Origin of the sequence: Segatella copri (assembly GCF_019249795.2) — a bacterium.
GTDB classification, from domain to species: domain Bacteria; phylum Bacteroidota; class Bacteroidia; order Bacteroidales; family Bacteroidaceae; genus Prevotella; species Prevotella copri_B.
Window position 1 is genome coordinate 2,323,083 of sequence record NZ_CP156891.1, and the last position, 15,614, is coordinate 2,338,696.

General features: G+C 45.4%; 6 protein-coding genes. 2 read left to right on the plus strand and 4 right to left on the minus strand.

The features are described 5' to 3' along the window. The first annotated feature begins 614 nt into the window (after window positions 1–614). Complete coding sequence (locus KUA48_RS09795) at window positions 615–2,372, plus strand: ATP-binding protein (RefSeq protein ID WP_218431917.1); 1,758 nt, start codon at window positions 615–617, stop codon at window positions 2,370–2,372. Between the two features lie 126 nt (window positions 2,373–2,498). On the opposite strand, the gene KUA48_RS09800 is transcribed toward KUA48_RS09795, so the two are convergent. The 4 genes from KUA48_RS09800 to KUA48_RS09815 all read right to left on the minus strand — a co-directional run bounded on the left by KUA48_RS09800 (window position 2,499) and on the right by KUA48_RS09815 (window position 14,154). After that, on the minus strand, window positions 2,499–4,133 hold the full coding sequence (locus KUA48_RS09800; protein ID WP_153072566.1) for a RagB/SusD family nutrient uptake outer membrane protein: 1,635 nt from the start codon (window positions 4,131–4,133) through the stop codon (window positions 2,499–2,501). A gap of 28 nt (window positions 4,134–4,161) precedes the next feature. Beyond that, complete coding sequence (locus KUA48_RS09805) at window positions 4,162–7,347, minus strand: SusC/RagA family TonB-linked outer membrane protein (protein WP_153079652.1); 3,186 nt, start codon at window positions 7,345–7,347, stop codon at window positions 4,162–4,164. A gap of 796 nt (window positions 7,348–8,143) precedes the next feature. After that, a complete protein-coding gene (locus KUA48_RS09810) occupies window positions 8,144–10,150 on the minus strand; it encodes an alpha-glucuronidase (RefSeq protein WP_153085247.1) in 2,007 nt (668 codons plus the stop codon). A gap of 83 nt (window positions 10,151–10,233) precedes the next feature. After that, entirely contained in the window at window positions 10,234–14,154 is a 3,921-nt protein-coding gene (locus KUA48_RS09815; RefSeq protein WP_218431916.1) for a hybrid sensor histidine kinase/response regulator transcription factor, read from the minus strand. A 251-nt stretch (window positions 14,155–14,405) separates the two neighbouring features. On the opposite strand from KUA48_RS09815, the gene KUA48_RS09820 reads away from it, so the two are divergent. Beyond that, entirely contained in the window at window positions 14,406–15,608 is a 1,203-nt protein-coding gene (locus tag KUA48_RS09820) for an SGNH/GDSL hydrolase family protein (protein WP_153088878.1), read from the plus strand. Window positions 15,609–15,614: the final 6 nt, after the last annotated feature.

Consider the following 15,614-nt stretch of genomic DNA (forward strand, 5'->3'; position numbering starts at 1 on the left):
GAGTGTGTAGTTGTACGATAATGTGGTGTTGCCACTAGGCTCGGCAGACCTGCTGACTGCAGTCGGCAGAGCTGCCGAGCCTAGTGGAAATCATCAAGAAGCAGTCTGCTTGAACCTCAGATACAGTCTCTCTGAACCTCAGATACCGACTGCTTGAACCTCCTAATCTATATCTTTGCCCCAGCGCAGTCGTATCCTTGTGCCAGATGAGCCGTCTCGTTACGCTTATTCAGCCGCATTATTATGCTTGCTCAGCCACCTTGTTGAATTCGCGCAGCTGGTAGGCACACCTTTTTAGTATAATAAATCTAAAAATTTTTGGTTAGAACTCTACTTTCACATATCTTTGCACTTAAAAAAAGTGGCACATGTGCCATAAATTTTAAGTAGAGGCATAAATCGAAACAATAACCTAAATCTATAACGGCACCTATAACTGCTGGAGTTTTTATAGAAGAATTAAAATGGAATATACCAAAGATCTTTTCGAAAAATTACGTCGGAACGTAATTTTTGCTGCATCGTGTTAGAAGTTTTTCGGGAAAGTTTTGGAGATTAGGAGATAAAGTATTATCTTTGCCATCAGATTCAAAAACGAATAATCAAACTGAATTATGATAGTAAGACCAAAGCGCATTTATCGCAAGCGCATACCATACGGCATGCAGAATTTTGAGGATGTCATAAAAGAGGATTGTTACTATGTGGACAAGACTCCTTTCATAGAGCAAATAGAAGAATCCAACAAGTATTTCTTCTATATTCGCCCTCGCCGTTTCGGCAAGACACTTACCCTCTCCATGCTTGAGAATTACTATGACATCAACAAGAAAGACAAGTTTGATGAAATCTTTGGCAAGCTATACATCGGGCAGAATCCTACACCAAAGCATAATACATATCTCATCATCCACCTCAATTTTGCCGAAGTGGCAGCAGGATTGGATGATTATAAGGATGGACTGGACAACCATTGTCGCCTTGTATTCAATTTCTTCTGCGACATCTATGCACATATTCTTCCTGCTGGTACCAAGGAAGGATTGCAACAGGAGCCTGATGCGGTATCCAAGTTGAGGTTTCTTTGCCAGAAATGCCAGGAGGTGGGGAAGAAGATTTATCTCTTCATCGATGAGTACGACAACTTCACCAACATGATTCTCGCCCATGAGGAGCATCTCGTGAGGTATCGCAACCAGACCCACGGAGAGGGATACTTGCGCCAGTTCTTCAACACCATCAAGGGTGCGGCTGGCAATACTCTGGGCAGAGTGTTCGTCACGGGAGTAAGCCCTGTGACCATGGACGACCTGACCAGCGGATTCAACATCGGAACCAACTACTCCCTAAGCCCAAAATTCAATGAGATGACGGGCTTCACGGAAGAAGAAGTGAGAGAGATGCTGGATTATTACCGCAGCGTCCTGCCGTTCAATCACACCACCGATGAGCTGATCAAGGTGATGAAGCCTTGGTACGACAACTATTGCTTTGCCGTCAAGAGCTATGGCAAGACCACGATGTACAACTCCGTGATGGTACTCAATTTCATTAGTAACTATATAGATAATGAGTACGACATCCCCGACTCCATGGTAGAGACCAACATCCGTATCGACTATGACAAGATGCGAATGCTCATCCGCCACGACAAGGAGTTTGCCCACGATGCCAGCATCATCCAGCAGTTGGTAACCCAGGGATTCGTGATAGGCACGCTCAACGAGAACTTCCCTGCCGAGCGAATCAACGACCCAGACAACTTCCTCAGCCTGCTGTTCTATTTCGGCATGGTGACGATAGACGGAACATACAAGGGTGAGACCAAGTTCATCATCCCGAATGAGGTGGTGCGTGACCAGATGTACACCTACCTGCTCGACACCTACAAGGAGAACGACTTGGTATATGATAGATATAGCAAGGGTAAATTGGAGAGCAAACTGGCATACGATGGGCAATTCAAGCTATACTTTGAGTATATCGCCGACTGCCTGAAGAAGTACTCCTCCCAGCGAGACAAGCAGAAGGGAGAGGCTTTCGTGCATGGCTTCACCTTGGCGATGACAAGCCAGAACAAGTTCTATCGCCCTATCTCTGAGCTGGACAATGACGGCGGCTATGCCGACATTTTCCTCTCTCCGCTCTGTGACATCTACAAGGACATGGTAGATTCATATATCATCGAGTTGAAATATTGCAAGAGCCAAACCACAGATGAGCAAGTAAAAAAGCTCTTCGAGGAGGCTTCAGCTCAAATCTCTCGCTATGCGGACAGTGATATGGTCAGAGAGGCAGTAAAGACTACAAAGCTCCACAAGCTGGTGGTTATCTACCGCGGAGCGGAAATGGTGGCTTGCGAGGAAATATAAAACTATTTCAACCATACAGGTCGAAAATGTTTGAGAGAGATAAAAAGAAAAAGGTGTATCCCTTTGCCCATTGTGTTGAGCAATAAGGATACACCTTATTATATTATACTATTCCGAAAGATTTGATTAGTTAATCTCCGGAGCAGTTGCATCAGCATTGTAGTCGGTCTCGTTCAGAGGAACGCCCCATGTCCACTTGTTACCATCCTCAGGATTGATGGTGATAGCAACAGTCGAATGTGCATTACCACCTTCTTTAAAAGTCTTTCGAACTACAGCCTTGTTCCAACGCTTGAAGTCGCTCCACTCGAAGCCCTCACCCCAAAGCTCAAGACAACGATAGTCCTGAATCTCTGAAAGAAGCTCCTCTCCAGTCTTGGTGCAGGTATATTCTGGGTTACGACCAGAAGTAGCATTCAGTTCAACCAATGCAGCCTGAGCTTCTGCTTCATGATGCAAGAAATAATTTGCCTCAGCCTCAATCAATACCATCTCACTAGAGCGGATGAATGGCAAGTAGCTGACACCTGGCTGGTCGGTTACAAAGAACTTCAAGTTTGCATCCAGATAGTAGATACCAGCCTGATAAGGTGCATTTAATCCTTTTACTGCATGAGCCTTTACGATGGAATCTGCTTGTGCATAGATGTCATCATCCTCCATTCCAAGAATACCAAATGTATAGTAAGTCTCAGACTCCTTAGAGAGGTCAAGGTTAGGGAACTTATCCTCTGTCAGGAAGTTCTGCTTGCGGGCATCATTGTTAGGAATACGGGAAATCAACTCATGGCCGATGGTTCCAGCACCTGTAGTCATACCTTCTGCTGTAGCATAGTGACCATTACAAGCACCCTGTGTACCATAAGACCAATACCAGTTATTTTCAGAAGCATCACCATAGCTACCCATAATCCACTCTGATGTTGGCTCACAGAAACCAGCCTTATAATCAGCATTGCTCATCAATGGATAACCCTGCTTAGCAAGCTTAGCCTGATCAAGAGCTGTCTGGTAATCCTGGCGAAACAAAGCTGCACGTGCATAAACTGCATGAGCAACGTTTGCATTAGGAATCCAAACCTCAGAAGCAGGACGGTCGATGCCACTTTCGCCAAACAAGGTAATCGCTTCCTGGCAATCCTTGTAAATCTGATCTACGGTTTCTGCCAATGTTGCGTATGGAGCATCGCCTGTAGATTCATCAAGACGAAGAACCACGCCCTGTGAAGCACCATTGTTACTGTCCTGCCAACGATAGCAGTAGTAGTGAATCAACTTCTCGTAGCTGTAAGCACGGAAAGCCAAGGCTGAAGCCTTGATAAACTTCTTGTCAGACTCGCTTCCTGCTGCTGCATCAATACGGGTAATGATAGTGTTAGCCTGACCGATGAGCTGGTAATAATAATACCAAGCATATCCATCATAGATAGTATTTGTTCTATTATGGAACTGCTGATTATGGATAGGTGCCCAACCAGATGCATAGGCATTATAATTATAATTCTGGCTTGGCAAGTTCTCATAAAGACGCATAATTGCATTCTCACCAGCAAAGCCCTGTGTGAAAGCATAATGCTGAGTAGTCTGGCAACGAGCGATACCATTCAAGGCCATGTAAGCCATCTCTGTTGTTGCTACCGCATTCTCAGAACCAACAGAACTTGTCGGTTTGGTTTCGAGATAATCGCTGCCACAAGATGCCAGCATTGTTGCAGAAGCTAAAATAGCGCAACCGAATATCTTATTTATATAATTTTTCATTTTATTTTCTCTTTATTTTATTATTCCCTTAGAATGTTACAGACAAACCGAAGTTGAATACGCGTGCACTTACGTATGTATCATCAGAACCACCACTGAAGCTGTACTGAGGGTTCATACCCTTACGGGCTGTAAGTGTGAACAGGTTCTCTGCACCAGCCTTAACCTGCAAGCCCTGGATACCCATATTCTGGATCCATGCCTTTGGCAAGTTGTAACTCAGGTTGATATTCTTGAAGATGAGATAATCTGCGCTTGTCAACCAGCGGTCACTTGTATCGTTGTTGTAGGTACTGCGGTTGAAGTCGATGACAGGAATTCCATTAGGATCGAGACGGTTTGGAGATGTCTCTGTCATTCCCTCAGGCACACCGTTCCAAGACTTCAGGATGTCCTTATGGTTAGCTGATGCTGATGAAGCAGAAGCTGTGCTCATCAATCTCATGTAAGAAGCATCGAAAACCTTGCCACCCAAGCTATAGGTAAACAATACACCGAGGCTCAAGTCCTTCCAACGGAGGTTTGTACCGAATGAACCATATACAGATGGGAGAGCTGTACCAGCCCATTTACGCTCAGCATTGGCTGTCTCTGTTGTATAGTTCTTGCCATTAATGGTTACAAGTGTACCATCAGCCTTAGCTGCCTCAACTTTGTCATCGGCAATATCATACAAAGAATTACCTGTCATCTGGTCAACACCTGCGAAGTGATAGGTAAAGAACTCGTATGCAGAGTGTCCCTCAGAATACTTCTGTACGCCATGAAGAATATCCTTACCTCCAGGCAACTTGATTACCTTATTCTTCAAGGTTGTAGCATCTGCAGAAACAGTCCAGTTCCAATCCTTGTTCTTTATAATTTCACCACTCAAGGCGATTTCAAATCCACGGTTCGAAATGGTACCAATATTCTGATACTGAGACATATTAGACATATCCGGATTATGAGGGTATGAACCTGCTGAATATGGCAAACGAACCTCGAAGAGAAGATCTTTAGAACGCTTGTCGAAGTAACCGATGCTGAAGTTCAAACGGTCGAACAATCTACCCTCAACACCGAAATCAACGGTCTGAGTTGTCTCCCACTTAATGTTTGAAGCAGCCAAAGTTTGCTTGATCAAGGCTGTGTTACCACCATTCTTGTCAATCTCATAGAGAGCCTGATAAGCATAGAGGCTTACACCGGCATTGTTACCTACCTCACCATAAGAAGCACGTACACGCAAGTCGTTCAACCATTCTACATTCTGCAGGAAATTCTCTTTCTTGGCATTCCAGTTCAAACCGAATGAATAGAAATCACCCCAGCGGGCATCCTTTGCAAAACGGGAAGAACCATCACGGCGGTATGAGAAGTCTGCGAAGTATTTCTCGTCATAGTTGTAGCGGATACGACCCAAATAAGACTCAGTCTTATCTACATCATTAAATCCATCGAAGTATGAGTTTGTCAGGAAGTTACCCATCACCAAGTTGCCTGATACAGCCATATTGGTATTCATACCACGGGTCAGCTTTCTCTCCCAGCTATAGTTCTCATGACCTGCAAGAACATCTACGTTGTGCTTACCGTAGGTCTGATTCCATGTCAGCAACTCCTGGGCTGTATAGGTAGCATACTGGTATGCATGGCTGGACAAACGACCATTGTTTGCTGCACCATCACCAATGTTAGGGTTATTATAGGTCTGGCGGTTAGATGTACTGTTATTACCATTAGCCTTTACCATCACAGAGAAGTTGTATGGCAGATTAATCTTACCATAAACCTGTGCATCGATTACTGCACGACGGGTCTTATCCTTGTCAGCAACCATCTCGTATGCGATGTTACGGTTAGAGAGGTACTCAGAGGTTACATCAAACTGCTTCTCTCCATTCTCATCAAGCGCATAGCTGCCATCTGCATTATGCATATACATAGGATACACAGGCGCCATGTAACGGGTGGTATAGAATGGGTTAGCATAAGCATTACCAGAAGCGTTGTCATTAAACTGACGATTAGATACATTGGCACTCAAGTTGATACCAGCCTCGAACCACTTGCTTGGAGTGAACTTAGAGTTGATACGACCAGTGAAACGCTCGAAAGCAGAGTTCTTGGTATAACCCTTCTCGTTCAAGTAACCGGCAGAAGCATAAACATTGAACTTCTCGCCACTTATAGCACCAGAGACGTTGTACTCCTGACGATGACCTGTACGCTCAACACCATCCTGCCAATCGAGGTCGTCATAACCAGAGAGGCGAGAAGCAATCAGCTTGCCGTTTGCATCAAACAGAGCATCATTCTTTGCATTGTAGATATTTCGCTTTACATAGTCGCTAATCAAGTGAGTTGTAGCATATTGAGCAGCCGCAGCAGCATCCAGATTCATCTTTCCCGACATGGCGTAGTTCTTCATTGCCAACCAAGATGCCTCCATCCACTGGTCAGCATTCAGGCGCTCATACTCACCGATACCACGAGTGTAAACACCATTGTTGATCTGGAGATTGATAGTAGGCTTGATGCCATACTTTGCACGCTTGGTAGTAATCAGGATGACACCATTGGCAGCACGGTTACCATAAAGGGCAGCAGAAGCTGCATCCTTCAATACAGACATGCTCTCGATATCATTAGGGTTCAACTCAGAGATGTTACCATCGAAAGCTGCGCCATCTACTACATAAAGAGGCTGGTCAGCATCCTTTACCAAGGTTCCGACACCACGGATGTGGATAGTTGGAGCCTTACCTGGCTCACCGTATGAGCTATTAACCTGTACACCAGGAGCAGCACCTTCGAGCGCACCTGTTACAGAAGTAGTGATACGGTTCTCGATTTCCTTAGAATCAACAGCAGTTACAGAACCTGTAATAGATTGGCGCTTAGCTGTACCATATGCCACAACAACGACATCAGCCAGAGAATGATTGTCTGCATCCAAAACAATCTTCATGTCAGAAGAAGCCTTGGCTGTCTTAGACTGCATACCGATGTATGTAATCTCCAACTTGGCTCCGGCAGGAGCGTTCAATGAGAAGTTACCGTCAATATCGGTAACTGTACCTGTGTTAGTGCCCGCAACCTTGATAGAAGCACCGATAACAGGGCTGCCATCCTCAGAAGAGGTTACGTGACCAGAGATTTGACTTTGTGCAAAAGCCATGCTCGTGCTAAGAGCAAGACCTGCAACTACTGTCATGAGTCTTTTTTCCATAAATCTCTCTCGTTTAATTAATTAATTAATAAATATATAATGTTTTATATTTCTTTCTCACTACATATTCTCCCAACTTTTATTGAGCGTGGGGGCTCATTTCTTGTCTCTAACTCTTATCCCGAACTGGTGGGGGTGGGTATGTTGTCATACCTTATTATATATAAGGAAGTATCTCAAACTTCACTAAATTTTAATAATATTTTTAATCGGCTGCAAAATTAAGCATTTTTTAGGAAATCACCAAACTTTTTTCTAGAAAAGTTGCACTTTGCTCGATATTTTGTTATAAATATGCGGTTTTTATACACTTTTGCTTATGAAAAACAAGCGAAAGCGGCAGTTTTGTCAAAAACTGCCGCTTTCGCTGAAATACTAACTTTCTGCCTTTAATTCTTTGTCTAGAACAAAGAGCATATAGAGGGGGATGTTGGTGGTTTTTGAACTGTTATTTCTCTCGTATGGCAAGAGACTGGTGCGAACCAACTTGTCTTGCACCTTCCTGTATGAGTGGCTTTCTTCCGTGACTGTCTTTCCATTTTAACAATTGGGATATAAGTAGTCTTTCCATACGCTAAAAAATATGTTTTGGCAAAGGTGCTAATAAACAGTGAATTACGCAAGGAAAATCACATTTTCCTAAGGACTTTTAAGTATATTCATCACATTTTCCTAAGGACTTTTAGGGGCTTAAATCGAGAAATCTGTCGTAATCTCGATAAAAAAGTGAGATTACGACAGATTTTCATGAATTTTCCTCTTTAATTACTTGTCTACGGTAGAAGAAACATTGTTCTTATTCATAGATCTTCATTTTAGAAAAGGTTTGAAAATACTTGAGACAGGTATTGCGCCATTCCTTTGCATTCTCCAACTGTACATTGAGCAAAGAGTCTGTATGTTGCCATTCCTGCTCATGCCCCTTCATATACTGCTTGGCTGAGGTATGCCAGAAGTCGCGGTAAACTTCTACCATCGCCACACCCATGTTGTACTTCATGCAGAGTTCCTGCCAGAGGGTGCTGCCTGATTTCATCTTGTAAGTCCAAGGCACATGATGGAACCAGAGGAGATATTCTTCAGGACAGGTCTCGATGTTATCATACAGACTGCGATATGGTTCTGGGTACTGACCGACAGCATCTGTGCCCTTGGATGAACGGTCGAAACCTATACCCTGAGCATCAGCCTTGTGATAGTATACCGGGCACCATTCCAAAGGATAACTTGCGATGAAACCATCTGGCTCCGGACCGTAGTGGTGGTCGAACTTGAAGATGTGGTGCAAACCCAAAGGCATCATATAGTTGACGCAAGCTTCGCGCGAAGTCATCATCATCATCTCTACCGGCTTGGTGAATCGCTCGTCCTGGTTTTCGTAGGTCTGTACGAGCCATTCGTGAGCAATCTCCTCGGCTGTAAGTGAAGGATTCCATGCCAATCTGCCGAAAGCATACCAGTTAGCCTGAGAGAACGGATGACCGCACCAGTTGGCATCATCACCGATATTGGCTACACCTGAGATTCCAACCAGTCTGTCTGGATTAACAAAGCCAAAGAATTCCTTCCACATAGGAGCGAGATAGGTGAGGTGCTTAGACTGACCAAGATATTCCTGGGTAATCTGAAGTTCTGCTATCTGTGGAGTCTGTTTGATGTTGTCGAAGATAGGAGCGTATGGCTCACGTGGCTGGAAGTCGAGCGGACCATTCTTAGACTGCAAGATGACGTTGTCGCGGAACTTTCCGTCCATTCCCTTAAATTCGCTGACAGCCTGTTTCACACGGTCTTCACCTTTATGGTTGGCACCATATACAAAGCTTCGCCACATGATGATGCCTCCGTATGGTTTGACGGCATCGGCAAGCATGTTGGCTCCATCGGCATGTGTGCGGTGGTAGTCGCCAGGACCAGGCTGTCCTTCAGAATTGGCTTTTACGAGGAAACCGCCAAAGTCTGGGATGGTAGCATATATCTCCTTTGCCTTCTTCTGCCACCACTGCTGAACCTTCTTATCCAGTGGGTCGGCAGTCTTGGTGTAGCCTAAAGCCATAGGCGAAGCGAAGTTGATGCTGAGGTATACCCGGATGCCATAAGGACGCAGGATGTTGGCGATGACCTTCACCTTATTAATATATTCTGCAGTCATCATCTTTGGCGATGCGTTTACATTGTTCAGTACGCTGCCGTTGATGCCCAAAGAGGCGTTGGCACGGGCATAGGTGATGAGACGGTCGTGCAGACTCTTGCTGATGCTGCCGCCCTTACCGTTTTTGCCGAGTTTGATTTCTTCCCATTTGAAGATGCTCTTTCCGGCGTAGCCACGTTCGATGCTGCCATCGAGATTATCCCAATGGTTAAGAATGCGGAGACCCACTTGTGGCTTCTCGGTCTCATCAATAGCTTTGCTGAAGTTCTGCTGATTACCGCTACCTGTGTTGTAGGCATCGGTGTTCTGAAGTCGAATTAACTCGTAGGCACCATAGAGCAAACCGATAGGATTGCTGGCGGTGATAGTTGCTTCGTACTGAATGTTGTCGCCTTGCTGGGCAGGACGGGCGTAGATGTTATAGCCCTCGCCCAGATTGAGACTCTTGTCTATCTTGAGCTCAACATTCTTGCCACGCCAGTTGTTTTCTAACTCCTGCTTGGCAATCTTGGCTGTTGCATCATTAGGCAACTGTGAGATGACTTGGCATGAGTTAGCATACTGCTTTCCTAGCCATAACTGTGAGCCATCACTCTGTGCAGAAACATGGAGTGATGTAAGTACCGTAATTAATAAAATAAGGTATTTCTTCATATCTTTGCAGATTGTTAATTTGTATTATTGTTGTTTCTGTTGCAAAGATACGAAAAAATACCTTATTCTCTTTTATTTGTTGTTTATTTTTCTTTTCTTTTTGTTTCAGCATATTCGCTAGGCGACATGCCATAGTGTTTCTTGAACACGGTAGAGAAGTGGGTCTGGTTGTTGAAACCTACAGAGTAGGCTACCTGCGTGATATTAATCTGCCCCTCTTCGATGAGTCGTGCCGCCTGTTCCAGTCGGAGGTTACGGATAAATTCTCCGGCAGAAACACCAGCAATCTCCTTTAGTTTACGGTGGAGCTGTGCACGGCTGATACCTACCTTCTCGGTAAGTTTCTCTACATTGAGGTCGGGATCGGCAAGGTGGGCGTTGATATATTTCATCACGCGTTCCATCAGGGCATCGTTGTTGCCCTTTACCTGAATCTGCTCAATCTTCGCCTTCTGGCCCTGTGCTCCGCTGTATTTGCCACGGATGCGTCGCACATTATCCACCAGGTTGTCGATAAGGATATGCAGCTCTTCCATGTCGAAAGGCTTTGCCAGGAAAGCATCGGCTCCTCTGCGAAGTCCCTCCAACCGGTGTTCCACCTCGCTCTTTGAGGTGAGCAGGATGACAGGAATATCGCTAATGTTACTGTTGTTCTTGATGTTCTTGAGCATGGTGATTCCATCCATCTCCGGCATCATCACATCGCTTATCACGAGGTCGTACTTGCCGGTGAGCAGCATCTTCAAACCCTCCTTGCCGTTGCAGGCACGCTCAAAGCGGTACCAGTCGCTCAGTTCTGTCTTGATGTATTGGGCAATCTCGCTGTCATCGTCAACTATCAGGATATTGAAGTTGCGGTTGGCCTGTACTTTCTTTTTGGTAATCTCCTGCTCCTTCTTGTCTTCTTCTTCCAGTATCTCGCCTGGCTGCAGATGGCTGTTGCCCAGCGGAATGCTTACTTCGAAGCAGGAACCCTTGATGCCGTCGGTACGGTTGTAGGCCTTGATCTTGCCTCCGTGCATTTCTACAAATGCCTTACAGAGGTTGAGTCCGATACCGGTTCCTTCGATATGGAGACCGCTGCTGTTGTTTCCCTGATAGAAACGTTCGAAGAGGCGGTCGGTCTTCTCTTCCTTCAGTCCGATGCCTGTATCTTCTACCCTGATGGTGGCATTCTTTTCGCCTTTACCTATGATAACAGTAATCTCGCCGCCATCAAAGGTATACTTCATGGCATTGGAGAGCAGGTTGGAGATAACCTTGTCAAAGTTGATGCGGTCTATCCAAACCTTCAGCTTGCCTTTATCGCTGCTGAGGCTTTCGTCTTCTTTCAGCTCAAGGGTGATGTTGCGCTCCTGTGCATTGAAGCGGTAGAGCGATACGATGCCATGCAGGAAATCCTTGAGCGGAGTCTCCTGGCAATGGAGATGCATCTGGTTCTTGTCTATCTTTCGCTCATCAAGTATCTGGTTTACCAGAAGCAGGAGGCGCTGGGCATTGCGGTCGATGGTATCGATATCCTGTTTGCTTTCGGCATCTGTTAATCTTGTTTTCAGCTTGTTGAGCGGTCCCATGATCAATGTCAGCGGCGAGCGGATATCGTGGGTGGCATTGATGAGGAACTGCATCTTGGTCTCTTCCAGGTCTGCCTTGCGGCGGCGTTCGTATGTATAGATAACATACAGGATGACGCTTGCTATGATCAGGATATAGAGGAGATATGCCTCGGGTGATGCATACCAAGGGTCGCATACCTTGATGTTGATGATGGTAGGATTCTTGGAATATCTGCCATTGCTGGTAGCTCTCACCTCCAGCGTATAGTCGCCCGGTTTCAACTTGTTGAATGCTACGGCATTGGCGCCTTCGTTGGTGCTGTTCCATTTGCCGTCGTTGATACGGTATTGGAAACTGATATTATCGGTGTTCCTGTAGTTGAGCAGCGAGAACTCCAGAGTGAATGAATTCTGGGAGTAAGGAATGCTGAAGTCTTTGACCATACAGTTGATTGGCTTTCCGTCGATGATGAAGTTGGTGAGATGTACATCTCCCAGTTCCATCTTCTTGGCCCTGACAACGTCAGGATAGAAGGTTGTGATACCATCACTGGTTCCGAAGGCGATAAGGTCGCTGGCGGTATGCATGGAAGAGCCCAGCACGTACTCACGGGTAGTAAGTCCGTTGCCGTTGATGTGCCCGATAAACTGTCTGTTCTTCTGTTCGTACTGCCAGATGCCCATGGTTGTACTTACCCACAAGTCACCCTTCTGGTCTTTGATGATGCTGCATACCTGCTTGCCTTTCAACGCTTCCGCATGAGGGAAGTTCTTCGTCTTGTTGCTCTTTCTGTCAAACAGATAGAGTCCTTCTTCGGTACCGATGATAATATCGCCGTTCTTTCCTTCGCAGATACCATTCGCCTGTCTGTCTTTCAGAATGTTGAGCCATCCGAAATCCTTGAAACTGAGCGTTTTGGTATTGAGACAGGAAACTCCATTAGAGGTTCCTATCCATAAATGGCCTGTATGATCGAGCGCCATGCTTCGCACCCAGTCGTTGCAGAGAAATCCTTTATCGCCTCTTTGCTGCATATTCAGAACAGTAACCTTGCCGCTTTCCACATTATATATATATAGACCTTTGCTGTATACAGAAATGTAAAGGTTGCCCTGTGCATCGTCAGTCATACAGTAGATGCCGGCGCTGGTAAAGGTGAGTTTCTGCTGGTATGTACCTGTATGAGGGTTGTAGCTGTAGAGTGCGCTGCCATTGCTGATCCAGTAATCGCCACGTCGGTCTTTATAGATGATGCAAGTACCGGCAGGTGACTGGGGATGGGCGATAATCTTGCCTGAAGCATCAAAACAGAACACACCACTGTTCTGTACCGTACACCATGTTTCACCATTTTCGCCTTGTGCAATAGATGAAACGCTGCTGCCGATGATGTAGTTCTGTGCAGAGAAACTCCAGCTGTTGAAAGCCTGCTGGCGCTGGTTGATCAGGTACAGACCTTTGTTGTAACAGCCTATCCAGAGATTGTTGTCCTTATCTTCAATGATATTGTTGACGAAGGCGGTAGCCAGATTGAAACTGCTGTTGCTGTTCTCCAACTGTTCTACCCTGTTGCTTCCCTTTCTGATCATGAGAACACCATGTTCAGAGGTGCTGATATAGAGGTTGCCTTCGTGGTCGAAGGTAGCATTGTTGATGGTTACATTATTCTGATAACCGCCAAAGTCGTAGCCGGCATCAGCGATGCGGCCTGTCCGGTAATCATAATAGACGATGCCATACATGCAGACGATGAGCATGGCCTGCGGACGATGTTGGATGAAAGCTACAGGTGCTCCGCATGGCGATTTGAAGTCTTTGCGCTGCACCTTGCCTTGTTTCTTGATGAAACGGGTGAAGATAGAAAGGTGGCTACTCTGCCAGAGATAATGATGCTTATCTTCGTAGATATGGGTAAAGAATACATCAGAATCGCGCTCAGCGTATTGCCTTTCCTGTCTGATAGTGAAAAGGTCGTCTGTTCCTTTCTGGGTATTTCTGTCTTTTACAGAATAGAGACCATATCCTGCAGTACCCAGCAGGATATCGCCATTGTGACTTTCTACCATAGAATAGATACGTGGCTTTCTGCCATCAGGAAACTGGAGACGGGTGAAATTGTTCGTCTCATAATTATAGCGCATCAGTCCCTTGGCACAACCTATCCACAGGTTACCTTTCTTATCTACCAGCAGGTCGGAGATAATGTTGTCAGTAATGGAGGTTGTATCTTCTTCGTTGTGCAGATAGTTGGTAAAGCGGTAGCCGTCGAACTTGTTGAGTCCGTATTCGGTTCCCACCCAGATATATCCGTATTTATCCTGCACAATGCAGTTGATAAGCGAACTTGACAGTTTGCCCGATGTGAAAAGTTCACCACTGTCAGCCCATACCATGAGCGAGATGGTGATAGCGAAGAGTGCCGTGAGGCAATGTCTGATATGCTTCATATTTTCTGTCCGTTTTCTTGTTTAAAATAGGTTGTTACGGCTGCAAAAGTAACAAAAAACAATGAAAGAAACAAATTCTAATGCAACAAAATGTTTCATTTCTTTTTGTTTCTTTATCTTTTTGCGCCCTTTTTGCAGGTATGAAACAAATAGAAAAGTAATGGTAACTATTAAATAGCTGTTATTTCATTACTTATTAGTAAATTTGCATCGTCAACAACAATAGAAACATTAAAGGCATCATAATAACAATGAATAGACAAGCAATCAAAATCTTATCGCTGGCGCTCGTACTGGCTACGTCAAGTTCTGTAGCTTTTGCCCAGAAGGTATGGAAAGGAACTTGGGCTACTGCAGTGGAATGGACTGGTAAAGGAGATATGCCTAAGGAAAGCTTGAGCAACCGTTCTTGTCGACAGGTGGTTCATGTATCTTTTGGCGGAGAGGAACTCAGAGTGAAGCTCAGCAACGAGCAGAGTAAGGAGCCGGTAGAAATCAAATCGGTGTATATTGCAGATACAGATAAGAACAGCAACTGGTTTGTGAATGGTAAGACCGTGAAGTATCTTAAATTCAATGGCAAGAAGAATGTAACCATCGCTCCTGGCAAGGCTATCTTCTCAGATGATTTGAAATATGCCTTGAAGAGTGGACAGCGCCTCACGATTACCATCGACTATGGTAAGCAGACTCCAGTGAATGCAACATCCCATCGTGGTTCACGTACCACATCTTATATAGTAAACGGTTTGCATCGTACTCCTAAACCGATGGATAAGAGTTTTGATGATGGCGAGGAGGTGGATCACTGGTACAATCTTTCTGCCATTGATGTGAAGACCGATAAGGCTACTCCTGTGGTTGCTATCCTCGGAAACTCTATTACCGATGGCCGTGGAAGTACTACTAACCATCAGAACCGCTGGACCGATTTCCTCTCGGATGCCCTGAATGCAGAAAAGCCATACGGCGTATTGAATCTTGGAATCGGTGGCAACTGTGTGGTACAGGGCGGATTGAGCGAACCGGCCATGAAGCGTTTCGACCGTGATATCCTGGGGCAGACAGGTGTGGATAAACTCATCATCTTCGAGGGAACCAATGATATCGGTTGCTGCAGCGGAAATTATGAGCATGTAACAGATACCCTGATTGCCTGCTACAAGGTGCTGATAGCGAAAGCCAAGGCAAAGGGAATCAAGGTGTATGGCGGAACCATCACCCCAACCAAGGGAAACGGCTGGTATTCTCACTGGCATGAGGCGATGCGACAGACCGTGAACGAATGGATCAGAAAAAGTGGTGCCTTCGACGAGGTCATCGATTTCGATGAGCTGACCCGCGATCCGAAAGACCCTCAGCGTCTGAAGGCTGAGTATTCTGACGACTGGCTGCATCTCAATCCGAAGGGATATGAGGCAATGGGCAAGTTTGCCGCAGAGAAATTGAAGTAAATATAT